Origin of the sequence: Vannielia litorea (assembly GCF_018424695.1) — a bacterium.
GTDB classification, from domain to species: Bacteria; Pseudomonadota; Alphaproteobacteria; order Rhodobacterales; family Rhodobacteraceae; genus Vannielia; species Vannielia litorea_A.
Genome location: NZ_QTNQ01000064.1, coordinates 1 through 24785, shown reverse-complemented (window position 1 = coordinate 24785; position 24785 = coordinate 1). Strand labels below are relative to the sequence as shown.

Here is a 24785-nt window from a genome sequence, read left to right as displayed (position 1 = left end):
CGCTTCCCCTGCCTTCCTATCCCTGCTACGCCCCGCCCATGCTGCGCATCTCCGACATATCCTTCGCCATGGAGGGCCGCCCGCTCTTCGAGCACGCCTCCGCGACCATCCCCGAAGGCCACAAGGTTGGCCTCGTCGGGCGCAACGGCACGGGCAAGACAACCCTGTTCCGGCTGATCCGCGGCGAGCTTGCGCTTGAGGGCGGCGACATCTCCTACCCGTCCCGCGCCCGCATCGGCGGCGTGGCGCAGGAAGCCCCCGCCACAGACGAGTCGCTCATCACCACGGTGCTCGCCGCCGATACCGAGCGCGCCGCTCTGATGGCCGAGGCCGAAACCGCCACCGATCCGCACCGCATCGCCGAGGTGCAGACCCGGCTGGCCGATATCGACGCCTGGTCCGCCGAGGCCCGCGCCGCCTCGATCCTCTCGGGCCTGGGCTTCTCCCACGCCGACCAGCAACGCCCCTGTGCCGATTTCTCCGGCGGCTGGCGGATGCGCGTGGCGCTCGCCGCCGTGCTCTTCTCCCAGCCCGACCTCTTGCTGCTCGACGAGCCGACCAACTACCTCGACCTCGAAGGCGCGCTCTGGCTGGAGGCCTACCTAGCCCGCTACCCGCACACCGTCATCGTCATTTCGCATGACCGTGGCCTGCTCAACCGCGCCGTCGGCGGCATCCTCCACCTGGAAGATCGCAAGCTGACCTTCTACCAGGGCAATTACGATACATTCGCCGAAACCCGCGCCGCCCGCCTCGCCGTCGCCGAGGCCGAGAACCGCAAGCAGGAAGCCCGCCGTGCCCACCTGCAGAGCTTCGTCGACCGGTTCCGCGCCAAGGCCTCCAAAGCGGTGCAGGCACAAAGCCGCCTGAAGATGCTGGCCCGCCTCAAGCCAATCAGCACCCCGCAGGAAGCTGCGCTGAAGGTCTTCACCTTTCCCGAGCCGGAAGAGCTTTCGCCCCCCATCATCAACATGGAAGGTGCAGCGGTAGGCTATGATGGCACCCCCGTGCTGCAACGCCTGAGCTTGCGCATCGACCAGGACGATCGCATCGCCCTCCTTGGCCGCAACGGTCAGGGAAAATCAACGCTTTCCAAGCTTTTGGCGGGTAAACTTGAAGCGCTTTCCGGGCGTATGATCTCCGCCCGCAAGCTGCGCATCGGTTACTTCGCACAGCACCAGCTTGACGAGTTGCGCCCCGAAGAAACCCCGCTGGAGCACCTGCGCCGCCTCAAGCCCGACGAACTCCCCGGCAAGCACCGCGCGCGGCTCGCCGGCTTTGGGGTCATGGCCGCCCAGGCCGAAACCCCCGTGGGCAAGCTCTCGGGCGGGCAGAAGGCGCGGCTGTCGCTGTTGCTGGCCACGCTGGAAGCGCCCCACATCCTCATCCTCGACGAGCCGACCAACCACCTCGACATGGAAAGCCGCGAAGCGCTGGTGGAGGCACTGACCGCCTATAGCGGCGCGGTTGTGCTGGTCAGCCACGACATGCACCTGCTCTCCCACGTCGCCGACCGGCTCTGGCTGGTCGATGGCGGCACCGTCAAACCCTTCGAGCAGGATCTGGAAGCCTACCGCCGCCTGCTGCTGGCCACGCCCGAAAAGCCCGCCAAGGACAAGCCCAAGGCGCAAAAGCGCACCAGCCAGGCCGATATCCAGGCGCTGAAGTCGGAGCTGAAGAAGGCCGAGGCCCGCGTCGCCAAGCTGGAAGACATGCGCGACAAGCTCGCCTCCAAGCTCGCCGACACCGAGCTTTACGAGGAGTCCCGCAAGAACGAGCTGGCCACCTGGAACGCGAAGTATGCCGAGGTGATGGACGCGCTGGAACGCGCCGAGGCGATCTGGCTTTCAGTCTCCGAAAAACTCGAAACGGCCCAGGCTCCGGCCTGAAGATCACGCGGCAAGCCCTTGGCACACAAACGAAACCCCGGCCTGTTGGGCCGCTAAAACGAAAAAGGGCGCGCGAAGGCGCCCTGTTCCTTATCCGGTCAGACCGTTCAGGCGAGCTGAAGGTTCGATGCGGATTCGCGGCCGTCACGGCCGGATTCGATGTCGAAGCTGACCTTCTGATTATCAGCAAGGCCGGTCAGGCCAGCCCGCTCAACGGCGGAAATGTGGACGAAAACGTCCTTGCCGCCGGATTCGGGTGCAATGAAGCCAAAGCCCTTGGTCGAGTTGAACCATTTCACGGTGCCATTAGCCATCGCGATTTCTCCTTTAGTTTTCAACCTGTTCGCGGAAGTGCAACAGCGTGGCGCAGTCGGCCGGTATCGAAATCGCTGTCGTCCGGTAGGGAAAGCAGGGGGATCGACGTGGTAACGTAGCCCGGCCCTTCTGACAGAGTGCAACGCCCCTGTATACAGGCAAATGCCAGCCGCAGCACCTTTGCGCGCCTTGCAACGCAACTGCGCAACGAAAAGGGCCCACGCCAATCAGCGAGGGCCCTCTAGGTTCTTCCGAAGCGCCGATCAGCCTTCGAGGCCGAGCGCCTCCTTCACCTGCTCGAGCGCGCCCGCAAGCGCCTCGGGGTTGTCCTGCGCGGCTTCCACGGCCTTCACCAGCGTGGTCTTCTGGAGATCACCCAGGTCGGAGCCTTCGATCATCTCGGTCACCTTGTCGAGGTCAAAGCCCTCGGCGGTAAGCGCGGTGAGGTCCATTTCCTCGGTGGCAGCATCGGCGGCCTCTTCACTCGCCTCGGCAGCTCCTTCGGCGCTCGCGCTGGCGCTGGCCTCGTCACTCGCGCCCTCGACGGCCTCGGCCGCCTCGTCCATGGCGCCGGAGGCGGCTTCCATGGAGTCGGAGGCCGCTTCCATGGCCTCGCTGGCCGCTTCCGTGGCGCCCTCTTCCGCAGCCTCAACCGCTTCCGTGGCCTGCTCCATGGCACCTTCTGCCGCCTCGGTTGCAGCTTCAACGGCAGCGCCGGTTTCCTCGACGGCCTCCGCTGCGGTCTCAGCACCGGCCTCGGCGGCCTCTTCGGCGGCCTCCATGGCCTCGCCCGCGGCTTCCTCAGTGGCTTCCGTCATAGCCTCGGATGCCTCCACCGTCTCTTCCACAACGGTTTCCACGGCCTCTTCAACCGCGTTCCCGGCCTCTTCGGCCGTTTCCTCGGTGGCTTCAGCTGCCTCTTCGGCCGTCTCCTCGGTGGCCTCAGCCGCCTCTTCGGTTTCCTCGGCCATCTCTTCGGTGGCGGCCTCAGCCTCTTCGGTGGACTCCTCGACCTCGGCTTCCGCCTCGGCGGTGGCCTCGGTCGCGTCTGTGGCGACCTCCTCTTCACCGCTTGTGGCGTAAATATAGCCGCCGATTGCCAGAGCTGCGACAACAACGCCGCCGATCATCTTGCTATCCATAACAATTTTCCTTGTCCCGCAATTGCCTCTCAAGAGGCCCGCCTTACCTTATGCCACCTGACGGGGGATTGAAAAGCGCGATTGCGGCAGCGCGGCATTCTCCGCGTTCCTCCGCCGTTGCCGCCCCGGCCGCCGCCTTCTTCCCGCAGGCTGTTCAATCCGCTTGAACCGCGCCTGCCCCCCGTCTATTTTGCCCGCCATTCGACCCCAGGCTGAAACAGGAGATATCCCATAGCCCGCAGACCCCACAACGCGCCGCCGGTGCGTGACACAGGCCCCCGCGTGAATGATCGCATCACGGCCAGTGAAATCCGGCTCATTGGACACGAAGGACAAAACGTGGGCGTGGTGACGCCCCAGCGTGCGATGGAGCTCGCCGAACAGGTCGGGCTCGACCTCGTCGAGATCTCGCCCAACGCGACCCCGCCGGTCTGCAAGATCATGGATTTCGGCAAGTACAAGTACGAAACCCAGAAGAAAGAGGCCGAGGCCCGCAAGAAGCAGAAGGTCATCGAGGTGAAGGAGGTGAAATTCCGCCCCAACACCGACACCCATGACTACGACGTGAAGATGCGCAACGTCTTCAAGTTCCTCGGTAACGGCGACAAGGTAAAGATCACCCTGCGCTTCCGGGGCCGTGAGATGGCGCACCAGGACGTGGGCCGCAACCTGCTTGAGCGCGTGGCCGAAGACGTCAAGGATCTCGGCAAGGTCGAATCCATCCCCAAGATGGAAGGCCGCCAGATGGTGATGATGATCAACCCGCTCCCGAAGTGAGCGCCTGACCAATTTGATGTGACAGGGCGGCCCGGGGCCGCCCTTTTTCATGCCCGCATTCCTGCCCGCCAAACGGTTTATTCACCGCTTATGAACACCACCCCGATGGGTGGCAGCGCTAGGCTTATGGCAACTCTCAGGGAGTGCTCGCCATGGCCATTACCTCTGCCTCCGTGCGCAGCCGCATATCCGCCGCCGACTGGAGCGACCGGGACGGCGAGGCGGTGCGCATCATCAACGCCGCCACGAGCGCCGAGCTGGCCAAGCTCGATGCCAACGCCGTGCTCATTCTCTACCGCGCCATGTTTCTCGGCTGGACCTCCGCAGAAGACGCACACGCCATCGCACTGCTGCGCAGCCGTTGCGGATTTCCGGCCATAACCTCCCTGCCCGACGAGGCGGTTGATGCCGTGTCGGCCGCAACCAAACCCGGAAACACCATCGCCCACCGCTTCCTGACAGCTGGCCTTGTCACCCGGATCTATGCCGCCGAGGGCAAACGGATGAGCTGGTTCGAGCGCAACATCATGGATGGCAAGACCATCGGTCGTGGCCAACTCGGGCAGCCCGCCTATGATGACGTGAAGTCCGAGTATGCCGCCGCCCTGACCGCCTGGGTCGAGCGGGTCGGCGTGTCGGAGCACCTCGAAGACGGTGACGTGCCCTATGCCGTCAAGTGGAACAGCACGTTCACCAAGGTCGAGCCGCATGAAAGCTATGGTCCCGTGATCTATCTGCATTCAACCGAGGATTTCGTCGTGGCCGCCTACCTTGCAATCCTGATCCAGCGCGCCACCAAGCCGGGCCGCCCCGACAAGGACGTGCTGCGCATCGCGGTCGCGCTCTATCACGGCATGCGGGGCATGGTGGTTGCGGCGCAAAAGGCCTCGGGGCAAGACGTGCTCTGGGCCCCGATCGAGCGGGAGCTGCGGGCCGCCGGCCATGACGATGCGGCAGATTACGTTCTGGAGGTCGTCCCATGAGCTGCCCGTCGCGCCGCGCACTCATCGCGCTCGCCCTGCTGCTGGCCCTCGGGCTGGCCGCGCTGTTTCTTCCCGCCCTCCGGCAGGCCCTCGCCCCACCGCAAACCCGGCTCTATGTCCGCTGCGACTTGCCCGAAACCCCGCCCGACGTCATCGTGGACCCCGCCGAGATCATCCTTGCCGTCCACTGGGAGGGGGGGGACGTCAGCGCCAGCCTCTGGGACCATTGCGGCACCAACCCGATGTTGCTGGAGGGATACCCGACCGAAGCCCCCGTGCCTGCCACCGTCGAGGTCCGCCTGCCCGAAGAGAGCCTGCGGCTCGATCTGGCGCCCTTCGAGCATATTCAGGCCGATGGCACCGACCGCGCGGCGATGATCCGCGTGGGGCTGGGTGCTGAGGCCCTACTGGAGCACGACAGCCTCTGATCTCCTAGAGCGTGTCGCGCTCATTCGCATTCGCCCGACACACTCTAACCCATTGGCTTCGCATGTCCGAGGAGCGCAAAACCGGTGCCCACTTTTGCGCGACATGCTCTAGCTGCCACGCGCCTCCCGCGGCTGCGGCCTGATCGGAATTTCCTTCAGCAGCCCGCCCACGCCCATCGCGGCAAAGTCCGTCGGCCCCGGCACCATGCCGCAGGCCACGCGCTCAAGCACCCAATCGGCCCCGTTCAGCGCAGGGGAGCGGGCGCACCCCGGCAGGCCGATCACCGGCATCTCGCCCAAGGCCCCGAGGAACAGCAGGTTGCCCGGGTCCACCGGCATGCCGAAACGGTCCACCCCCCCGCCCTGCGCAGCGCCTGGGGCGAAACGTCATGGGCATCCGATGTCGCCGAGCCGGTGAGGATCAATGCCAGATCGGCCCGCGCCGCCCCCAGCGCCGCTGCCAGGGCGGCCTCCTCATGGGGCACCACTGCCACCTCGGCCACGTCGATACCCAGCGCATTGAGCCGCCCCACCACGGCCTCCCGGCCCTTCTCGGTGATCGTTGGCTTCTGCCCGGGCACCTCCGTCAGCACCACTGCCGCGCGCTTCAGCACCACCGGCGCCAGCCGCAGGGCGCCCTCCGCCGCGGCGCAGGCGGCCTCCAGTGCCGCGCCCGGCACGGCATAGGGAATCACCTTCACCGTGCCAGCGAGCAGCCCCTTGGTGACCCGGGTGAAGGGCGCCAGCGTGGCCAGCGTCAGCCCCGGGTCCACGGCGTTGATCGCGCGCACCTTCCCTGCGTCCACCACCAGCACGCCCGGCCCACGCGCCTTGAAGTTCACCCGCCCTGTATGGGCCTTGGTCAGCGTCAACCCGTCTCCGCCAATCGCCCTCGCCAAGGCCTCGGCAGCCTCGTTTTCGGCCACGTCGCCCGGCTCCAGCCGGGCCACCACCACCTCGGCCAGCCCCTCGGCTCCGAGCGCGGCCAGCGCCTCCCGGCCCAGCACCGCGCCCTTCTTCAGCACACGCCCGCCCGCGCGCAGCGAATGGGCCAACACCGCACCTTCGGCCTCTCCCAGCGGAACCGGGCCAAACTTCACTTCGGCCCCCGCAGCACCTCGGTCACCTGCGCCAGAACCGCCACGGCAATCTCCGCCGGACTCTTGGCCCCGATGTTCAGCCCCACCGGGGCGTGAATGCGGGCAATATCCGCCTCTGCCGCGCCCGCGGCCCGCAGCCTGTCCACCCGCTTGCCATGGGTCCGCGTCGAGCCGAGGCACCCAAGGTAAAAGCAGTCCGAGGCCAGCGCGGCGGCAATCGCCGGGTCGTCGATCTTGGGGTCATGCGTCAGCGTCACCACCGCCGTGCGGGCATCGAGCCCCCATGCGTGCAAAGCCTCATCCGGCCAGTCATGGCTGATCGTGGTGTCGGGGAAGCGCTCGGGCGTGGCAAAGGCTTCGCGCGGATCGACGAGGAACGGGTCATAACCCGCCATCCGCGCCATCGGCACGAGAAACTGGGCGATGTGCACCGCGCCGACGATGGCCATCCGCAAGGGCGGGTTCTGCACGCTGACAAAGGTCTTTGCGTCTCCCTCGAAGCCCGACCGATCGGCCCTGAACCGCACCTCCAGCCCCTCCGGCCCCTGCACCCTCGCACTCCAGCTCTCGGTGTCCACCACATAGGCCACGGGCTGGCGTGCCTCGATGGCATGCACCACATCCGCAAGGGCCGCTTCAGACATCCCCGCGCCCACCGGCTGCAACATGATGCGGATGGTCCCGCCACAGGCGAGGCCAACGTCGAAGGCCTCGTCATCGCTGACGCCATAGGTCAGCACCTTGCTCTGCCCGGTCTCCAGCGCCTCGAAAGCTTCGGCCACCACCGCGCCCTCCACGCAACCGCCAGAGACCGAGCCCGCCAGCTCACCCGCACCGGAAATCGCCAGATGCGCCCCCACGGGCCGGGGTGCCGAACCCCATGTTTCCACCACGGTGGCCAGCACGGCGCCCTTGCCGGCCCGGTGCCACTCCAGCGCCTGTTTCGCAACGTTGTCGGAAATCTCAGCCATATCGCGGCCCTCCTCGCCCGCGAAACCTAGCACGCTCCGCCCAAATGTCTCGCCCACCTTGGTCTCATCTGGCATCCGACCGGCACAAAAAGAGACGGGCCCCGAAAGGCCCGCCTCTCCACTCTTTAACCGAAGGGTCCGTGGGTTACGATCCGCTGGCGATCAGCGGGGTGATCCGGCGCACGGCGGCGCGGCGGTTGGCCCGCTCGTCGTCCAGCGTGCGGATCTTCAGATCGCTTTCGCCATAGCCCTGAACCACGAGGTTCTCCGGCGGCACATCGAAGTATTCCGTCAGCGCCAGCGCCACGCTCTCGGCCCGACGGTCCGACAGGGCCAGGTTGTAGGCGGCGTTGCCCACCGCATCCGTGTGGCCTTCCACCAGGAACACCTCGCCGGGGTTCTCCTCGACATAGGCCGCAATCAGGTTGCCCAGATCGCTGAGTTCCTCGGCCTCCTGCGGGTCGATCACGGCAGAGCCGGTGCGGAAGTTGATCGCATCCAGATCAATCGCCGGGGCCAGCTTGCGGACACGCTCGATGTTGCGCACCTGGTAGAGCGCAAAGCGGCGGTCTGCCCCGTTCTTGGTGGAGAGCACAGCGCGCAGCTCATCTGCGCCCATGCCTGCATCCACCTCGGCTTCCGCCGCCGGCTCAGGCAGGGCGGCCACGTCGACGGGATCAACAGCAGCGGTGTCGTCAATCAGCACCGTCCGCGTGCCATCCGGCGCAACCCTGATGCGGCGCAGCACGCGCAGCTCGGGGTCGCGGATCGTGATGATCTGCACGCCGCTCTCACGGGTCACGATGGTGCGGGTGGAGCCGTCCTGAAAGGTCTCGCGGCGCACGGTCGAGCCGGGGCGCTCGATCAGCTCGTTGTCGTCCCGGATCACGCGGTAGCGACCGTCTTCCAGCACCACCACGCGGTCGTCGGACTTGGTGACAACCTGCGCATCAGAGTTGCCTTCAAGCGCCTTGCCCACCACAACGGCGCCAAGGCCGGCCAGAAGCGCCTTTTCGAGGTCACTCAACCCGCCATCGTCATCGCTGGCACCGTTGCCCGCAACCGCACCGGTCACCCGGTCACGAAACTCTTCCGAGCTAGAGCGCGCGGTCTCTTCCGTCACGGTTTCTTCTTCCACCTCAGCCACCTCGGCAGACTCATCCGTAGCCGCAGAGGCTTCCGGCGCCTCGTTTTCAGCGATTTCCGCCTGCGCCTCGGGGTCGGCTTCCTCGGCGGATTGCGCCTCGATCTGTTCCACGAGGCTCTGCAGCGGGCCGCTCTCCTCGGTGCCAGCCTCAGCCGTCACCTCTGCACCAGCTTCGGCGTCTGCCTCCGTTTCGGCCTCGGCCACCGGCTCCGGCTCTGCCTCGGTCTCCATTTCGGCGGTCGCTTCTGCCTCTGCCTCCGCGGACCCCTGCGCGTCTGCCGTCTCGTCCTGCTGAAGGCCGTCCAGCGCCTGTTTCAACAGGCCACCCGCGTCCTGAGTTTCAGCCTCGGTCTCAGCGGCCATATCGGCATCTGCCTCCGGCTCAGCCGGCGCTTCCGCCACCTCTTCAGCTTCCGGCTCGGGCGTCTCTGCTTCCGCCGTCGCTTCGGCCTCGGTCTGGGGCGTCTCAGCCTCTGCCGTCGCTTCGGCTTCGGGCTCGGCTTCGGGCGTAGCTTCAGCTTCCGGCGCAGCCTCTGCCGTCGCATCCCCGCCGGTCAGCTTGTCCTTCAACTCCGTCACGGAAGGCGTCTCGGCCTCGGGCGCCGCTTCGGCCTCTGCCGTAGCCTCACCCGTCATCTCTTCCTCGGTCGGCTGCGCTTCCACAGCCGTCACCACGTCTGCCTCGCTGACGCCCATCGCTTCGAGCTCTGCCATGGTCATGCAAAGCTCGCGCTCGCCACCGAAGCTGCTCACCACGAGCGCTTCGTTCGAGGCTTCGCCGTCCAAGGCGGCGCGCTGTTCGTCCGTCAGGGTGAGCTGCAACTCGTCAGCCGCCTCGGCACTGATGCCTATGGTGCCTGCCTCGCAGCGCTCAACGACCTGCTGCGCAGGCGCAACCGCCGGGATCGAAAGGGAAAATGCGGCCACAAGGGCCGTTGTGTTGCGGAATTTCGCAGACATGGGTGCTGCTCCTTCAATGGATCTTCGTTGCGCCCTCAACGCCAGCGCAGTCCATCAGGTTCCGTTCAGTCCTCGCGCAGCATCGCCATCAACCGGGCCTTCTCGCCGCCGTTGTCCTGGCGCGAAAGGGCCTGCGCGAGGCTCTCCAGCGAGGCAATGTTATGCCCCGCGCGAAAGCTCGAGACATGCGGCAGCATGGCCGCGATCCCGGCAGCCTTCGGCGCAAACCCGTCCCAGCGGAGCAAGGGATTCACCCAGATCAGCCGCCGCGCCGACAGGCCCAGCCGCTCCACCTCCCGCTCCAACGGCCCGGGGTCTCCCCGGTCCAGCCCATCGGTGATGAGCAGCACCACCGCGCCCCGGCTCAACACCCGGCGCGACCAGTCGCGGTTGAAGGCGTGCAGGCAATCGCCGATCCGCGTGCCGCCCTCCCAATCCTGCGCCTCTGCGCCGGCGGCAGCCAAGGCGGCATCCACATCGCGGGTGGCCAGATGGCGGGTGATGTTGGTGAGCCGCGTGCCGAAGGTGAAACCATGCACCCGCGCCCAGCCGGCGCCCTTCGCATTGGCCGCGGCATGCAGAAAATGCAGCACGATCCGGCTATACTGGCTCATCGACCCGGAAATATCGCAAAGCGCCACGAGGTCTGGCCAGCGCTGACGACGATTTTTCGTCGAAAAATCGTGTATCTCCCCGCCACGGCGCAGCGCCGCCCGCATCGTCGCGCGCCAATCGGCCAGCTGGCCTTGCGCATCCGCCCGAGTGCGGCGGCTGACCAAGGGGCGCACGGGCAGTTCGATCTTCGCGATCATGCGCTTCGCCTCGGCCACCTCCGCCGTGCTCATCTGCTCGAAATCGAGCGTCTTCAGCCGCTCCTCCCCGCTCGCCGTGGCCGAGGCATCAATCTCGATCTCCTCGCCTTCGGCCTCGGGCACTTCCGGCGCCTCACGCTCCACCCCGTCGAGCAAGGCCTCGGCGGCGCGCTTCTCCGCCGCCTGCGCCGCCTTGTCCTCCTGCACCCCGCGCACCGAAGGGAGCATCAAGCTCATCATGTGCTCCATGTAGCGCGGATCACGCCAGTAGAGCCGGAAGATCTGGGCGAAAACGGCGCGTTGCTCGGGCCGGTTGACGAAACAGGCCTGCAGCGCGTGGTAAAAGTCGGCGCGGCTGGTAAATCCCGCCGCCTCGACGGCCCGCACCGCGTCGATCACGCGGCCCGGGCCAATCGGCAGCCCCGCCTTCCGAAGCGCCCGCGCAAACCAGGTGATGTTCTCCACCAGCCTGGGGTGCTCGGGGATCTGAAGGTCGGGGAGTTCTGGCATGGCCTACCAGGTCATCGCCTGGGTGAGGTTCATCCAGACGTAGTAGTTCACCCGCATCAGCGAGCGATTGTTCTTCGGGATCGCCTCGATCCGCGGCTGGCGCAGGTAGGCCTCCTTCACCCGCACCGGATCGTTGCCATACCCGGCCACGCCCAGCGCCAGGAATCGCCGCCAGCGCGGCTCCAGCCCGAGGTCGATGGTGCGCGGCTCCTCTACCCCGATCACCAGCAACACGCCGGTGATCGCGCCAGGCACAAGGCATTGATCGTCGGTCTCGGTGGGCGGGTTCATCAACGTATTGATCACCCGCTCCCGGTGCAACTCGTGATACTGCTGGCGCGCCTGATGCATGACAGCCCGGTTGACCTGGCTCTGCCTGAAATTCGCGAACATATCCACGACGCCACCGACGGTATCGCCTTCAATTCCCATGATTTCGCTCCTGTCACAATCACTTCCCTGCCCGAATACACGCGGCAGATGACGCTAAGGTTTCACGTCTCGCCGCCGGACAACAGCCCCAAAACCGCGATGATCTCTCCCGCCGCCGCCTCCGGCGTCATCGCGCTCACATCTAGCGCAACAGCGCCCTCCGGCACCAACAGCGCGTGCCGCCTGCGCAGGCCCTCCAGCACCGCGACGTCCTGCAATTTGCCCCGGTCCGCTCGCGCCGGATCGGCGAGGCGTCGGCGGTTCTCCTCTTCGCTCACCTCCAGCGTGACCGGCCTGAACGCCGCCCCCCGCGCCGCAGCCAGCGCCTCGAACGGGGCCATGAGCGCGCGGTCTTCCGCACTGTCCGCGAGCGCGTTGGTCACCACCAGGGGGATGTCCGGCGGCAGGCCCCGAGCCGCCGCGCAAAGGGCCCCTGTCACCGTCTGCCGCAGGACACCATGGCCCGGCGTGCCCCTTGTGAACAACGCGCCAGCGGCATCCAGTGCAAGGTGGTTGTGCAAAAGCCGCCCGCCGATCTTCCGAACCAGCACCCGGCCGATGGTGAGCTTTCCGCATCCCGGATAGCCGTTCAGATGCACCACGGGCGCAGCGCCGGTCATGCCGGCGCCAGTTCAGCCCGCACCTCATCCAGAATCCGTGAAGCCTCTGCCCCCTGGAGCCGCGCAATGTCGTCCTGATACTTAAGGATCGCGCCGATGGTGTCGGCAATCACATCGGGGCTGATCGTGATCACGTCGAGCGCAAGCAGGCACTTGGCCCAGTCGATGGTTTCGGCCACGCCGGGCTTCTTGAACAGGTCTTCGGTGCGCAGTTTCTGCACGAAGGCCACGATCTCACGGCTCAGCGCCTCGGCGGCCTCCGGTGCGCGAGTATGGAGGATTTCCAGCTCGCGATCGAAATTCGGGTAGTCGACCCAATGGTAGAGGCACCGCCGCTTGAGCGCATCATGCACCTCGCGCGTGCGGTTCGAGGTGAGTATCACGATAGGTGGCTCAGGTGCCTTGATCGTGCCGAGCTCGGGAATCGTTACCTGAAAATCGCTGAGCGCCTCCATCAGGAAGGCCTCGAAGGGCTCATCGGTGCGGTCCAACTCGTCGATCAGCAGCACCGGCGCGCCGCCTGGCTGCGAGCGCATCGCCTCCAGCAGCGGCCGGGCGATCAGGTAGTCCTCGGTGAACAGCTCGCTCTTCAGCGCATCCCGGTCTGCCCCGCCGCTGGCCTCGGCGGTGCGAATGGCAATCATCTGCTCGGCGAAGTTCCACTCATAAACCGCACTGCCTGCATCCAGCCCCTCGTAGCATTGCAGCCGGATCAGCCTGCGTCCCAGCGCGGCGGCGATGGCCTTGGCGATCTCGGTCTTGCCCACGCCCGCCTCGCCTTCAAGGAACAGCGGCCGCCCCAGCTTCAGGCTCAAGAACACCACCGTCGCCAGCGCCCGCCCGCAGACATAGTCCTGCGCGGCCAGCGCAGCCTGCACCTCGTCGATCGAATTCATGGATGTCATCCCGGGCCGTCCTCCTCTGGCCGCCCATGCTGCATGCACCACGCCGACATGCAAGGGCGACCAAAGCACCACGGGGAAACGCATCTGCATAGCAGCCATGCCCGACAGAACGCGCGGCCTCAGACGTTGAACTTTCAAGCAAGACGAAAGGAAAACCATGTCCAGCCCACACGATCACCACGACCATGACGGCGGATTCGCCGCCGATCCGCCCCGCCTTCTTGGCCGCCGCCGCGCCCTCGCCCTCCTCGGTGGGCTTGGTCTCGCCGCCACATCCGCGCCTGCCTGGGCCGAGGCCCTCACCGCCCTGCCCTGGGAAACCGCAGGCCCCTACCCTGCCGATGGCTCCAATGCCAAGGCCGGGCAGGTGGTGAATGCACTTACCCAGGATGGCGTGATCCGCAGCGATATCCGCTCTTCCTTCGGCGACCATTCTGCCAGCGTGGAGGGCGTGCCGCTCTCGCTCGACCTGACCCTCTCCAACGCCACTGACGGCACACCACTCTCCGGCCATGCCATCTATGTCTGGCACTGCGATGCCGTGGGGGAATACTCGCTCTACGACGTGGCGGAGGCCAATTGGCTGCGCGGCGTGGGCGTGGCCGATGATGAAGGCCGGGTGCAATTCTCTACGATCGTGCCCGGCTGTTACGATGGCCGATGGCCGCACATCCACTTCGAGGTGTTCGAAAGCGTCGAAGCGGCCGTATCTGGCGAGGCCTCAGTGCTGACCGCTCAAATCGCCATCCCCGAGGCTGATGCTGCGGCAGTCTACGAGACCGACCCGGTCTATTCCAACGGCACCCGCAACCTAGGGCGCATCACCATTCCGTCGGATAATGTATTCGGCGACAATTCGGAGGCCCAAATCGCCCAGCAGACTCTGTCCATGAGCGGCTCGCCCTCCGAGGGTTACAGCGGGGCCGTCACCATCCCCGTCGATTTCAACGCCGATCGCACCCTCTCCATGCCGCCCCGCCCCGGCGTCGGTGGCCCGCCTCCAAGAGACTGACGGCGCCGCCGTTTGGTAGGCAACGAGCCTACCGCCCTTCCCCCAACAAAAAAAGGGCGCGCCCGGTTGGACGCGCCCTTCTCTCTAGGTCGTCTTCCGAAGTCAGTGCGCCACGGCACTCTCGCTCTCGCCACCCTTGGCGGCAGCGGCAGCGGCGGCGGCGGCCTCTTCGGCGGCTTCGTCCCACTCGATGGCCTCGGGCTCACGCACCAGAGCATGCTTCAGCACATCGGTCACGTGGCTGACGGGGATGATCTCCAGCCCCTCCTTCACGTTGTCGGGGATGTCGCGCAGATCCTTCTCGTTCTCCTCGGGGATCAGCACCGTCTTGATGCCGCCCCGCAGCGCCGCGAGAAGTTTCTCCTTCAGCCCGCCGATGGCGGTGGCGTTGCCGCGCAGGGTGACCTCGCCGGTCATGGCAATGTCACGGCGCACCGGGATCTGGGTCAGCACCGAAACGATGGCCGTCACCATGGCAAGGCCCGCGCTCGGCCCGTCCTTCGGGGTTGCCCCGTCCGGCACGTGCACGTGGATGTCCCACTTCTCGAAGCGCGGCGGCTTCACCCCGATCTGGGGGCTGATCGACCGCACATAGCTGGAGGCCGCCTCGATGGACTCCTTCATCACGTCGCCCAGCTTGCCGGTGGTCTTCATCCGGCCCTTGCCGGGCAGCTTCAGCGCCTCGATCGACAGCAGATCGCCCCCCACCGAGGTATAGGCCAGCCCGGTCACAACGCCGATCTGGTCTTCCATCTCCGCCAGCCCGTACCGATGCCGTTTCACGCCCAGGAAATCCTCCAGGTCGTCCACGCCGACATCCACCACCTCGTCCTTCTTGCGAACGATCCGGGTCACCGCCTTGCGTGCCAGCTTGGCCAGCTCGCGCTCAAGGTTCCGCACGCCCGCCTCGCGGGTGTAACGGCGGATGATCTCGGTCAACGCCTCGTCGGACAGCGAGAACTCGGCCTTCTTGAGCCCGTGGTTCTTCTTCTGCTTCTCGATCAGGTGCTGCTTGGCAATCTCGCGCTTCTCGTCCTCGGTGTAACCGGCCAGCGGGATGATCTCCATCCGGTCCAGCAGCGGCCCCGGCATGTTGTAGGAGTTCGCCGTGGTCAGGAACATCACGTTGCTGAGGTCGTATTCCACCTCCAGGTAGTGATCCACGAAGGTGCCGTTCTGCTCGGGGTCGAGCACTTCAAGCATGGCCGACGCCGGATCACCGCGGAAGTCCTGCCCCATCTTGTCGATTTCATCGAGCAAGATCAGCGGGTTGGTGGTCTTCGCCTTCTTCAGCGCCTGGATAATCTTGCCGGGCATCGAGCCGATGTAGGTCCGGCGGTGGCCGCGAATTTCAGACTCGTCGCGCACGCCACCCAGAGAAATCCGGATAAACTCACGCCCCGTGGCCTTCGCCACCGACTTGCCCAGCGAGGTCTTGCCCACGCCCGGCGGGCCGACGAGGCAGAGGATCGGCCCCTTCAGCTTCTTCGAGCGCTGCTGCACCGCGAGATACTCCACGATCCGTTCCTTGACCTTCTCCAGGCCATAGTGATCGTCATCAAGGATCTTCTCGGCGCGGCCGAGATCCTTCTTCACGCGGCTCTTCACACCCCACGGAATCGCCAGCATCCAGTCGAGGTAGTTGCGCACCACCGTGGCCTCGGCGCTCATCGGGCTCATGTTCTTGAGTTTCTTGATCTCGGCCTCGGCCTTCTCGCGGGCTTCCTTGGAAAGCTTGGTCTCGGCAACCTTCGCCTCCAGCTCGGCCACCTCGTTCTGGCCTTCCTCGCCGTCGCCCAGCTCCTTCTGAATGGCCTTCATCTGCTCATTCAGATAGTACTCGCGCTGGGTGCGCTCCATCTGGCTCTTCACCCGGGTCTTGATCTTCTTCTCGACCTGCAGAACGCTCATCTCGCCCTGCATCAGGCCATAGACCTTCTCCAGACGTTCGCCCACGTTGAGGGTTTCCAGCAGCTCTTGCTTCTGATGCACCTCCACGCCGAGATGGCCGCTCACCAGATCGGCCAGCTTGTCGGCGGCCTCCGCTTCGGCCACGGCGGCCAGCGCCTCCTCGGGGATGTTCTTCTTCACCTTGGCGTAGCGCTCGAACTCCTCGGCCACGGAGCCGGTGAGCGCGCGCACGGTTTCCTCGTCGCCGGGCATCTCGGTGAGCGCTGCGGCGGACGCCTCAAAATACTCTTCGTTGTCGAGATATTCCTCGATCCGCACCCGCTTGCGGCCCTCCACCAGCACCTTCACGGTGCCATCGGGCAGCTTCAGCAGTTGCAGGACGTTGGCCAGCACCCCGGCCTTGTAGATGCCGTCGGTGGTGGGCTCGTCGACGCTGGGGTCGATCTGGGACGCAAGCAGGATCTGCTTGTCATCCCCCATCACCTCTTCCAGCGCCCGCACGCTCTTTTCGCGGCCCACGAAAAGCGGGACGATCATGTGCGGAAACACCACGATGTCGCGCAGCGGCAGCACAGGGTAGGATTGGCTCAGTTGCTCGTGCATGTCAGTTCCTTGTTATTGGCAAGGAGGCACCGGCCCCAGCCCTCTTTCGGGCATTTGCGGCAGCCACGGCCCCCTCCGGTCTGCACCTTCAATTGGGGCCTCATACCCGCTTTTCAAGCACAACCGTTCCAGCGGCCCCATCCTGCCTGCCCGTTGCGGGGGGCACAAGCGCAGATCATGCCGGATTTGAGCCAAAAACACTTGCCAGGCGCATGTATCGCAGCCGTTCAAACCCGCGTCATCGACGCGTCAAATTTTGCCGCCCGAGCGCGATCAAACCGGGCCGGAACCGGACAACACGCTTCGGCTGCGCGCAAACAATGTCGCCGTGCCTGCCCGATTGTCTGGCCATCGGTCGACAATTTACCACCAAATCCGACCGCTCTCGCCCCGCCGCTGCCGCAATCTGCCACCATTTTCGGGTCTGTTAACAAACCAGAGAGTCGCGCCAATGCTCCCCGTTCTCTCGGCTCAACGCCGCCGGATCGCATATTTCGCCGTCACCATGGCCATCGGCCTTCTGATGATCGGCCTCCTGCCGGGGCTGGTGTGGTACACCAAGGCCATCTCCTTCATCGTCGCGCCCTTTGTCATGGCTGGCGTCGCGGCGGTGGTGCTGGCACTCGCGCCCTCCAGGCGCGGCTGGCTCGAATGCATCGGCACCGGCGTGCTGCTGGGTGGCGGCATTGGCGCGCTGACCCGGTTCGACGGCCTGATCGGCCTGCCGCTCGCCATCGCCCTCTCCGCCCTGCTGGTGATGCTGCTGCACGAAGGCTGGAAGCGGCGGCTGCCGCTCGAACTCACCTTTGTCTCCTCCGCCTCCGGCCATGTTCGCGCCGACGGGGCCGAGCTCTGGGCCGCCGTGGTGCCCGGTGCCGGGGACGGGCTGGTCTCGGAGCGGCTGATCGACATCGAGGCCGACCGGACGGACCCGGGCGGCAACACCTTCTATTGCGCCCTCATGGCCTGCGGCGAACTGGCCGAGGAGGCCACGCTCACCCTGCTGGAACAAGACAGCTCCGGCACCGCGCGCATCCACATCGAGGGCGAGGACGCCGAGGGGGTGATGTCTTCGGGCATCCTGACCCTGAAGGTCACCGAGATGGACCCGGACACCACCCATATCGAGATGGACGAGCTGCGCGAGGGCATGCTGGCCGGCGAGGTGATCGAACGCTGGTTCGATGACGTGCTGGCCGGTGAGCTGCGCCACCTCCAGGCCCATTTCCTCAAGCTCAACCCGCCCGAACCGGCAGATCGCAGCGCCGATGAGGCCGCCGGCCTGCCCGCTGGCGGGCGCCAGGCGGCACAGGCCCACGCGCCCGCCGCCCTCCTGCCCAAGCCCGCCGCGCCGCGCCAGATGAGCAACCTCGCCAAGCTGCCCGAAGATCACCTGACGCTTCAGGCGGTCCGAAAGGCCGTCGGCGAGTGAGCGGCAGCAGCCCGGCCTTTTCGCCCGGCTCGGCAAGTCGCGCCACCCCTGCAAAGCAGTCACCCGGCGCGCGCTTCGCCGCCCGGCTGATCCGCCTCCGCCACAGCCGGGGGCGGCTCTTCTACGCGGTGCTGCTCGCCTTTCTCACCGGGATGGCCATGAACGGCCCGCTCGATGTGATCTTCTCCCTGGCCTGGTTCTTCTCAGAGGGCTTCTCTGCCCCGATGTGGGCGCTCAAGCCGGGCATCGTCTGCCTCAGCTTCACCCTGATCCTGTCGTTGCTCTACGCCATGCTCTGGGCTGCGACCACGCTGCTTGCGCTGCCCCTGCGCGCCATCACCGAATGGCTCGCAACGCTCGTCTTCATCGGCGCCGTGCTCAACCGCTACGCCCCACAGATCGGCGAGGCGGTGCCGCATTGGCCATTCCTCCTCGCGGCAGGCGGATGGATGCTGCAACTCGTTCTGATAAAATCCGGGCTCGGCCACCGCCCCCTGCCCGTCCTCACCCAGCACCACCGAACCCGCTTCACCCTGCCCCTGCCCCCGGCGGAGGCCTATGAACGATTGCGCGCCCGGCCCGGGCGGCCCCACTGGGACAAGGGCTGGGCCGAACTCGCCGAGGTTACCCCGGGCGATGATAGCCAGCTGCGCGTCGAAGTGCGCCGCCGCGCGGGCAACATGACCCTCTGGGTCCGCTACGACGAGGAGCGCCCGGGCGAGCACCTTGCCGTCGCCGCAGCGCTCACCCCGGAGGAACTCACAAGCCGGGCGCATGGCGGCGAGCGCCTGCGCCTGTCCCCTCACGGCACCGGCGGCACCCTTGTCGAGGTGCACACCTGCGCGCCGCACACCCTCTTCACCCTCGCAACAGGCCCGATGGAAGACCGTATCTCCGACTATTGGGCCCACGCCGCCGCGCAAATTTCGGGCCGTCCCGACGGTACCATGGCCGCCGCCCTTCTTCGCCCCGCCAAAGCGAAACCGCCCAAACCGGCCTAAATCCCTATACGCCTAAATCCCGATACGGCGCGCGATCCGCGGCGTTTGGAGGCGCGCCACGCGCAAGCCGGTGACCCACGGCCAATACTCCCGCGTCACCGGGCAGGCTGTGATCCGAAACGTGCCATCCGCCTGCGCGCCTCGGCAAGCTGCCAGCGTCGCGCAGCCGCGAACCACCCAGTCCGTCGCACCCCGGACAAGAAGCGACACCACCTGTCGCTTCCGGCCTTGTTTTCACACCACCGGACTGCTTTGGTGCCGGTAACGGAGGCTGCCGCTTGCGCTACAACGCATTGAAAATCCTGACCGAGGGGCTCACCGGCAATCGTGGCTGGCGTCCGGCCTGGCGCACGCCCGAGCCGAAGCCCGAATATGATGTGGTGATCATCGGCGGCGGCGGGCACGGGCTTTCGACCGCCTACTATCTCGCCAAGGAGCACGGGCTTCAAAACATCGCCGTGCTGGAAAAATCTCGCCTCGGCCTCGGCAACGTGGGGCGCAACACCACCATCGTGCGCGCCAACTACTTCCTGCCCGGCAACTCCGAGTTCTACTCGATGTCGCTGAAGCTCTGGGAGGGGCTCAGCGCAGACCTCAACTACAACGTGATGCACAGCCAGCGCGGGCTCATCAACCTCTTCCACTCCGACGGCCAGCGCGATGCCTTCGCCCGACGCGGCAACGCGATGATAAACCAGGGCGATGACGCGGTGCTGCTCGGCCGGGAGGGGGTGCGCAAGATGCTGCCCTACCTCGACTTCGAGCAGGGGCGCTTCCCGATCTACGGCGGGCTCTACCACCCGCGTGGCGGCACGGCGCGGCACGATGCGGTGGCCTGGGGCTACGCACGCGGGGCCGACGCGCGCGGCGTGGACCTCGTGCAGAACTGCGAAGTCACCGGCATCGACGTCGAGGCGGGCCGCGTGACCGGCGTGCAAACCACCCGTGGTGCGATCCGGGCCAGGAAGGTGGCCATCGTCACCGCCGGGCGCTCCGGGCAGGTGGCCGCCATGGCGGGCCTGCGCCTGCCGATCGAAAGCCACGTGCTGCAAGCCTTCGTCACCGAAGGCCTGAAACCGGTGATCGACCACGTCATCAGCTTCGGCATGGGCCACTTCTACATCAGCCAGTCCGACAAGGGCGGGCTGGTCTTCGGCGGTGATCTCGACTTCTACCCAAGCTACGCGCAACGGGGGAACCTGCCGATGGCCGAACACGTGATGGAGGCGGGGATGACGCTGATGCCGATGATCGGCAAGGCGCGCCTGCTCCGCTCATGGGGCGGGATCATGGACATGACGCCCGATGGCTCCCCGATCATCGACAAAAGCCCCGTCGACGGGCTCTACCTCGATTGTGGCTGGTGCTACGGCGGCTTCAAGGCGGTGCCGGGCTCGGGCTTCGCGCTGGCCCACCTGATCGCGCAGGACAGGCCACACCCCGATGCGGCAGGCTTCCGGCTGGACCGCTTCCGCACCGGGCACGGATTGATGGATGAGGAGGGAACGGGTGCGCAGCATAATCTTCACTAGCGCGCTGCTGGCGGCAGGAGCCGCCACGGCGCAGGAGTTTCAGGGCGAATGCTGGGCGCGCGATTACAGCGCCGCGCACCTCGCCAGCCAGCCCGAGCAAACCGTCGCCAAGCTGCGCGTAAGCTTCCGGCAGTGGGAGGGCAGCACCGTGGCCGATATCCGCGCCACCATGGCCGACACCGCCTACACCCGCGCCGACGAGACAGCGGGCAAAACCTATTCCAACGTGCTCTTCTGCGGCCCGCACCAGGCCGGAGCAGGCTGGCCGGACTGGCTGGAGGACGGGCGGATGACCTGCCAGGGCGAATGCGACGGCGGCTTCTTTCAGGTGGTCTCGCTGGAGCCGGGCGCGCTGACGATCCGCACCCAGGGTGTCGCGGTGACAGACGGGATGGGCTGCGGCAGCACCCTCGTGGCCGACGTCATGCCCGGCGACGGCAACCGCTACGTGCTGACGACCTACAGGCTCGAAAGCGCGCCGCCGCAGGTGTGCCAATGATCCGCGCCGCCCTCCTCGCCACGCTGGCCACCAGCAGCCCCGCCCTCGCCGCGCCCGATTGCTACCAGCGGTTCTATTCCCAAGCCCACATGGCCGCCAACCCGGGGCAGTCGGTGCAGGGCCTCGTCCTCAGCTTCCACCCGCTCGACGAGGGCGGGCGCGGCATCCAGCTCTGGGCCGAGCTGTCGCCCGAAGCCGAGGGCCTCGCCCCGGGCGACATCGGTGAACGCTATTTCTCCGACATGCGCTGCGAGCCGGGCGGCGGCTTCGGCGCGGGCGCCGACCCCGAGGCCGAAACCTGCTTCGACACCTGCGATCAGGGCTTCGTGCAGATCGTGCAGGAGAGCGACAGCCGCCTGCTCATCCGCAGCTTCTCCCTCGGCCTGCACCGCACCCCCGCCGCCTGCGATGGCGGCACCGTCCTCGCCGACCGCGACGAAAGCGGAAACTGGGTCACCACCACCTTCCGGCTCGACGGCACCGCCGAAGCCGATTGCGAAGGCTAAGCGCATGCGCCTGCCCTGCCCCCTCTGCGGACCGCGCGACAGCCGCGAATTCACCCCCATCGGCGGCGCCGAGCTGCTCACCCGCCCCGCGCCCGAGGCAGGCGAAGCCGCATGGGACGACTACCTGCACAACCGCGCCAATGCCTGCGGGCCGAGCCGCGAGCTCTGGTATCACGGTGCAGGCTGCGCCAGCTGGCTGGTGGTCGAGCGCAACACCGCCACCCACGATGTGCTGGGCGTCACCCTCGCCCGGGAGGCCGCGCGATGACGCCGCCCCACCGCAGCGGGCGGCAAACACGGCGAAGACGCCTCGAAGGGCGGATGAGCCGCGCCCCGGAGCACCGCCAATGAGGATACAAGGACGCGGCCACGCGCTGGACCGGGGGCGCACCCTGCCCTTCTCCTTCGACGGCGAGATGCTGCACGGCCACCCCGGAGATACGCTGGCCTCGGCCCTGCTGGCCAATGACCGGCGCGTGCTGGCCCGCTCCTTCAAGTATCATCGACCGCGTGGGCTCTACACCGCCGGGCCGGAAGAGCCGAACGGGCTGGTCACCCTGAAGGGCCACTGTGGCCCGGTGCCCAACTGCCGCGCCACCATGGCTGAGCTTTACCCCGGCCTCTGCGCCACCAGCCAGAACCGCTGGCCCTCGCTCCAGTTCGACGTGCTCGGCATGAACGACATGCTCCACCCCTGGCTCGGCGCGGGTTTCTACTACAAAACCTTCATGTGGCCGCCCAAGGCCTGGCTCAAACTCTACGAGCCGCTCATCCGCCGCGCCGCCGGGATCGGCGCGCTGAACCGCACCCATGATGACACCCCGCATGAAAAGGCCTTCGCCTTCTGCGACCTGCTGGTGATCGGCGGCGGCCCCGCCGGGCTGATGGCCGCGCTGACGGCGGGGCGCGCGGGCAAACGGGTGATCCTCTGCGACGAGCAGAGCCACTTCGGCGGGCGGCTTCTGGGCGAGCGCGAGGAGGTCGGCGGCCAGCCCGGCCATGCCTGGGCCGCAGGCGTCGTGGCAGAGCTGAAGGCCCTGCCCAATGTCCGGGTGATGGCCCGCACCACTGTCACCGGCGTCTATGACCAAGGCACCTTCGCCGCCGTCGAGCGGGTGGGCGAACATCTCGCCGCGCCACCCGAAAACCTGCCTGCCCAGTGCTTCTGGCGCATCGTGGCCGGGGCCTCGGTGCTGGCGACCGGCGCGGTGGAACGGATGATCGCCTTCCCGGGCAACGACAGGCCCGGCGTCATGGCCGGCAGCGCGGTGCGCGCCTATCTCGAGCGCTGGGGCGTGCTCGCCGGCCCGCGCGTGGCCGTCTGCGGCGGCGGCCCGGCGGTGGCCCGCACCGCACGCGCGCTCGCCGCCGTGGGCCTGCCCCCCGTCGCCGTGGTCGATGCCGCGCCGGGCGGCACCGCCCCGGTCGATGCCCCCTACTTCCCCGGCGGGCAAATCGCCGCCACCGCCGGGCGGCTGGGCCTCACCTCCGTCACGGTGCAGGCCGGGAGCCAGCGCGAGAAGATCGGCGCCGACGTGCTCGCTACCTGTGGCGGCTGGACCCCGCAGATCCAGCTCGCCACCCACCTCGGCGCCAAACCCCACTGGCAGGATGGCATGTTCCTCGCACCCGAGGGCGCGGTGCCAGGCATGGTGGTCGCAGGCGCCGCGGCTGGCCATGCGGGCACCCATGCCGCGCTGACCTCCGGCGCAGAGGCCGCAGCGCGGGCGCTCGACCTGAACGCCAGTGCCGACCTCCCGCAGGCCGAGGACGCCCCCCGCGAAGACGCCCCGCACTTCACCACCCTGAAGGGCCGCGCCTTCCTGGACATGGCCAATGACGTCACGGTGAAAGACGTGGCGCTCGCCGCCCGCGAGGGCTTCCACCGCGCCGAGCACACCAAGCGCTACACCACGCAAGGAATGGCCCCCGATCAGGGGCGCATCTCCGGCGAGGTGGCGATGGCGGTGCTGGCCGAGGCCACCGGGCGCACACTGGCCGAAACCGGCCTCACCACCCACCGCCCGCCCGCCGCGCCCGTTTCCATCGGGGCCATGGGCGCAGGCGCGCGCGGCGCGGGCTTCGCACCCACCCGCAAGACCACAAGCCACGCCGCCGCGCTGGAAGCAGGCGCGCCCATGGTCGAGGCAGGCCTGTGGTATCGCGCCAGCTACTTCCCGGCCCCCGGTGAGCGCACATGGCGCGAGGCCTGCGACCGCGAGGTGCGCATGGTGCGCGAAGCGGTGGGCGTTTGCGATGTCTCCACGCTGGGCAAGATCGACGTGCAGGGCCCCGATGCCGCCGCCCTGCTCGACCTGCTCTACACCGGCAAGATGTCGACGCTGAAGGAGGGCCGCGTCCGCTACGGGCTGATGCTTCGCGAAGACGGCCACGTGATGGACGATGGCACCGTCGCCCGCCTCGGCCCCACACATTACATCGTCACCACCACCACCGGCGCGGCGGGGCCGGTGATGCGCCACATGGATATCGCCGCACAGGTGCTGGCCCCCGAACTCGACGTGCAGATGGCCTCGGTCACCGAGCATTGGGCGCAATTTGCCGTCGCCGGGCCACGGGCGCGGGCGGTGCTCGGCGCGCTCCTCAGCGATGTGCCTGACCTGCCCTTCATGGGCTGCGCGCCCGTCGAGGTGGCCGGCGTGGCGGGCCGCCTCTTCCGCATCAGCTTCTCCGGCGAGGCGGGATGGGAGCTGGCCGTGCCCGCCCGCTACGGCGCCGCGCTCTGGCAGGCTCTACTGGCGGCGGCACAGGCCGAGGGCGGCGGCCCCTACGGGATGGAGGCGCTTAACGTCCTGCGGATCGAAAAGGGCTTCCTAACCCATGCCGAGATCCACGGGCGCGTTACCGCGGGCGACCTGGGCCTCGGCGGCATGGTCAGCCCCGCCAAGGACTGCATCGGCAAACCCATGTCCGCCCGCCCCGGCCTGGCCTGCGGCCCCCACCGCGAGCAGCTCGTCGGCCTGAAACCCGCAGGCGCGGTGAAGGCGCTCTCCGCCGGGGCCTTCCTCTTCGAAGAGGGCGCCGAGGCCACGCGTGATAACGCACAGGGCTACACCACCTCCGCCTGCTGGTCCCCCACCCTCAGCACCTCGCTGGCGCTGGCGTTCCTCAAAAACGGGCGCGCCCGCATGGGCGAACGCCTGCTTTTCGTCGACCACCTGCGCGAGATGCGCACCACGGTGGAGGTCTGCGACCCGGTGTTCCTCGACCCCGAGGGCACCCGCATGCGCGGCCCCGTCGCGCCCGCCGGAAACGGCAACGCTCCAAACCTCACCGC

At 67.3% G+C, this 24785-nt stretch carries 21 protein-coding genes and 1 pseudogene; 12 read left to right on the top strand and 10 right to left on the bottom strand.

Going from position 1 to position 24785, the window contains the following annotated elements:
* Positions 1 to 38: 38 nt before the first annotated feature.
* Positions 39 to 1889: an ABC-F family ATP-binding cassette domain-containing protein gene (locus DYI42_RS17735; RefSeq protein WP_213547660.1), complete on the top strand. Its 1851-nt coding sequence runs from the start codon at positions 39 to 41 to the stop codon at positions 1887 to 1889.
* A gap of 107 nt (positions 1890 to 1996) precedes the next feature.
* Here the strand turns inward: DYI42_RS17735 and DYI42_RS17730 are convergent, their stop codons facing one another.
* Positions 1997 to 2203 carry a cold-shock protein gene (locus DYI42_RS17730; protein WP_213547657.1) on the bottom strand — a complete coding sequence of 69 codons (207 nt, stop codon included), beginning with the start codon at positions 2201 to 2203 and terminating at the stop codon, positions 1997 to 1999.
* A gap of 264 nt (positions 2204 to 2467) precedes the next feature.
* The gene (locus DYI42_RS17725; RefSeq protein WP_213547656.1) at positions 2468 to 3346 is read right to left on the bottom strand and encodes a translation initiation factor 3; all 879 of its coding nucleotides are present in this window, start codon (positions 3344 to 3346) and stop codon (positions 2468 to 2470) included.
* A 261-nt stretch (positions 3347 to 3607) separates the two neighbouring features.
* Here DYI42_RS17725 and infC point away from each other — a divergent pair, with 261 nt between their 5' ends.
* From infC to DYI42_RS17710, 3 genes are all read left to right on the top strand, one after another.
* Positions 3608 to 4123 (top strand): translation initiation factor IF-3, encoded by a 516-nt coding sequence (gene infC / locus DYI42_RS17720; RefSeq protein ID WP_342344691.1) that lies wholly within the window; start codon positions 3608 to 3610, stop codon positions 4121 to 4123.
* 152 nt (positions 4124 to 4275) lie between these two features.
* Positions 4276 to 5106, top strand: a complete 831-nt coding sequence (locus tag DYI42_RS17715; protein ID WP_213547655.1) for a hypothetical protein — start codon at positions 4276 to 4278, stop codon at positions 5104 to 5106.
* A complete protein-coding gene (locus DYI42_RS17710; protein WP_213547654.1) occupies positions 5103 to 5534 on the top strand; it encodes a hypothetical protein in 432 nt (143 codons plus the stop codon). The genes DYI42_RS17715 and DYI42_RS17710 overlap by 4 nt, the downstream gene beginning before the upstream one ends.
* A gap of 108 nt (positions 5535 to 5642) precedes the next feature.
* Here the strand turns inward: DYI42_RS17710 and DYI42_RS17705 are convergent.
* The 7 genes and pseudogenes from DYI42_RS17705 to DYI42_RS17675 form a co-directional block, all read right to left on the bottom strand.
* A pseudogene (locus tag DYI42_RS17705) lies at positions 5643 to 6634 on the bottom strand (molybdopterin-binding protein).
* Entirely contained in the window at positions 6631 to 7605 is a 975-nt protein-coding gene (locus DYI42_RS17700; protein WP_213547653.1) for an XdhC family protein, read from the bottom strand. The pseudogene DYI42_RS17705 and the gene DYI42_RS17700 overlap by 4 nt, the downstream one beginning before the upstream one ends.
* Before the next feature lie 145 nt (positions 7606 to 7750).
* Positions 7751 to 9712, bottom strand: coding sequence for an OmpA family protein (locus DYI42_RS17695; RefSeq protein ID WP_213547651.1), 1962 nt, complete (start codon positions 9710 to 9712; stop codon positions 7751 to 7753).
* 65 nt (positions 9713 to 9777) lie between these two features.
* Positions 9778 to 11034, bottom strand: a complete 1257-nt coding sequence (locus DYI42_RS17690; RefSeq protein ID WP_213547649.1) for a vWA domain-containing protein — start codon at positions 11032 to 11034, stop codon at positions 9778 to 9780.
* Positions 11035 to 11037: 3 nt separating this feature from the next.
* Complete coding sequence (locus tag DYI42_RS17685; RefSeq protein ID WP_213547647.1) at positions 11038 to 11466, bottom strand: hypothetical protein; 429 nt, start codon at positions 11464 to 11466, stop codon at positions 11038 to 11040.
* A gap of 62 nt (positions 11467 to 11528) precedes the next feature.
* Positions 11529 to 12086, bottom strand: a complete 558-nt coding sequence (locus tag DYI42_RS17680; protein WP_213547645.1) for a hypothetical protein — start codon at positions 12084 to 12086, stop codon at positions 11529 to 11531.
* Positions 12083 to 12991 (bottom strand): AAA family ATPase, encoded by a 909-nt coding sequence (locus tag DYI42_RS17675; RefSeq protein WP_213547644.1) that lies wholly within the window; start codon positions 12989 to 12991, stop codon positions 12083 to 12085. The genes DYI42_RS17680 and DYI42_RS17675 overlap by 4 nt, the downstream gene beginning before the upstream one ends.
* 157 nt (positions 12992 to 13148) lie before the next feature.
* Here DYI42_RS17675 and DYI42_RS17670 point away from each other — a divergent pair, with 157 nt between their 5' ends.
* Positions 13149 to 14003: a dioxygenase family protein gene (locus DYI42_RS17670; protein WP_213547642.1), complete on the top strand. Its 855-nt coding sequence runs from the start codon at positions 13149 to 13151 to the stop codon at positions 14001 to 14003.
* A 102-nt stretch (positions 14004 to 14105) separates the two neighbouring features.
* On the opposite strand, the gene lon is transcribed toward DYI42_RS17670, so the two are convergent.
* Positions 14106 to 16517, bottom strand: coding sequence for an endopeptidase La (gene lon / locus DYI42_RS17665; protein ID WP_213547640.1), 2412 nt, complete (start codon positions 16515 to 16517; stop codon positions 14106 to 14108).
* Between the two features lie 451 nt (positions 16518 to 16968).
* On the opposite strand from lon, the gene DYI42_RS17660 reads away from it, so the two are divergent.
* The 7 genes from DYI42_RS17660 to DYI42_RS17630 all read left to right on the top strand — a co-directional run.
* Positions 16969 to 17949 (top strand): hypothetical protein, encoded by a 981-nt coding sequence (locus DYI42_RS17660; protein WP_213547639.1) that lies wholly within the window; start codon positions 16969 to 16971, stop codon positions 17947 to 17949.
* Positions 17946 to 18950: a hypothetical protein gene (locus DYI42_RS17655; protein WP_213547638.1), complete on the top strand. Its 1005-nt coding sequence runs from the start codon at positions 17946 to 17948 to the stop codon at positions 18948 to 18950. The genes DYI42_RS17660 and DYI42_RS17655 overlap by 4 nt, the downstream gene beginning before the upstream one ends.
* A gap of 278 nt (positions 18951 to 19228) precedes the next feature.
* A complete protein-coding gene (locus tag DYI42_RS17650; RefSeq protein WP_213547637.1) occupies positions 19229 to 20482 on the top strand; it encodes a sarcosine oxidase subunit beta family protein in 1254 nt (417 codons plus the stop codon).
* On the top strand, positions 20460 to 20981 hold the full coding sequence (locus tag DYI42_RS17645) for a hypothetical protein (protein ID WP_213547636.1): 522 nt from the start codon (positions 20460 to 20462) through the stop codon (positions 20979 to 20981). The genes DYI42_RS17650 and DYI42_RS17645 overlap by 23 nt, the downstream gene beginning before the upstream one ends.
* Positions 20978 to 21487 (top strand): hypothetical protein, encoded by a 510-nt coding sequence (locus DYI42_RS17640; RefSeq protein ID WP_213547635.1) that lies wholly within the window; start codon positions 20978 to 20980, stop codon positions 21485 to 21487. Before DYI42_RS17645 ends, DYI42_RS17640 begins: the two co-directional genes overlap by 4 nt.
* Before the next feature lie 4 nt (positions 21488 to 21491).
* Positions 21492 to 21755, top strand: a complete 264-nt coding sequence (locus DYI42_RS17635; protein WP_213547634.1) for a sarcosine oxidase subunit delta — start codon at positions 21492 to 21494, stop codon at positions 21753 to 21755.
* Positions 21756 to 21834: 79 nt separating this feature from the next.
* Positions 21835 to 24785, top strand: a 2951-nt coding sequence (locus DYI42_RS17630) for a 2Fe-2S iron-sulfur cluster-binding protein (protein ID WP_213547633.1), incomplete at its 3' end; no start/stop codon positions are given.

What these genes read in the sequence shown, in the direction of transcription:
- DYI42_RS17735 (WP_213547660.1), top strand. Translation starts at nt 39, where the DNA reads ATGCTGCGCATCTCCGACATATCCTTCGCCATGGAGGGCCGCCCGCTC.
- DYI42_RS17730 (WP_213547657.1), bottom strand. Translation starts at nt 2,203, where the DNA reads ATGGCTAATGGCACCGTGAAATGGTTCAACTCGACCAAGGGCTTTGGC.
- DYI42_RS17725 (WP_213547656.1), bottom strand. Translation starts at nt 3,346, where the DNA reads ATGGATAGCAAGATGATCGGCGGCGTTGTTGTCGCAGCTCTGGCAATC.
- DYI42_RS17715 (WP_213547655.1), top strand. Translation starts at nt 4,276, where the DNA reads ATGGCCATTACCTCTGCCTCCGTGCGCAGCCGCATATCCGCCGCCGAC.
- DYI42_RS17710 (WP_213547654.1), top strand. Translation starts at nt 5,103, where the DNA reads ATGAGCTGCCCGTCGCGCCGCGCACTCATCGCGCTCGCCCTGCTGCTG.
- DYI42_RS17700 (WP_213547653.1), bottom strand. Translation starts at nt 7,605, where the DNA reads ATGGCTGAGATTTCCGACAACGTTGCGAAACAGGCGCTGGAGTGGCAC.
- DYI42_RS17695 (WP_213547651.1), bottom strand. Translation starts at nt 9,712, where the DNA reads ATGTCTGCGAAATTCCGCAACACAACGGCCCTTGTGGCCGCATTTTCC.
- DYI42_RS17690 (WP_213547649.1), bottom strand. Translation starts at nt 11,034, where the DNA reads ATGCCAGAACTCCCCGACCTTCAGATCCCCGAGCACCCCAGGCTGGTG.
- DYI42_RS17685 (WP_213547647.1), bottom strand. Translation starts at nt 11,466, where the DNA reads ATGGGAATTGAAGGCGATACCGTCGGTGGCGTCGTGGATATGTTCGCG.
- DYI42_RS17680 (WP_213547645.1), bottom strand. Translation starts at nt 12,086, where the DNA reads ATGACCGGCGCTGCGCCCGTGGTGCATCTGAACGGCTATCCGGGATGC.
- DYI42_RS17675 (WP_213547644.1), bottom strand. Translation starts at nt 12,991, where the DNA reads ATGACATCCATGAATTCGATCGACGAGGTGCAGGCTGCGCTGGCCGCG.
- DYI42_RS17670 (WP_213547642.1), top strand. Translation starts at nt 13,149, where the DNA reads ATGTCCAGCCCACACGATCACCACGACCATGACGGCGGATTCGCCGCC.
- lon (WP_213547640.1), bottom strand. Translation starts at nt 16,517, where the DNA reads ATGCACGAGCAACTGAGCCAATCCTACCCTGTGCTGCCGCTGCGCGAC.
- DYI42_RS17660 (WP_213547639.1), top strand. Translation starts at nt 16,969, where the DNA reads ATGCTCCCCGTTCTCTCGGCTCAACGCCGCCGGATCGCATATTTCGCC.
- DYI42_RS17640 (WP_213547635.1), top strand. Translation starts at nt 20,978, where the DNA reads ATGATCCGCGCCGCCCTCCTCGCCACGCTGGCCACCAGCAGCCCCGCC.
- DYI42_RS17635 (WP_213547634.1), top strand. Translation starts at nt 21,492, where the DNA reads ATGCGCCTGCCCTGCCCCCTCTGCGGACCGCGCGACAGCCGCGAATTC.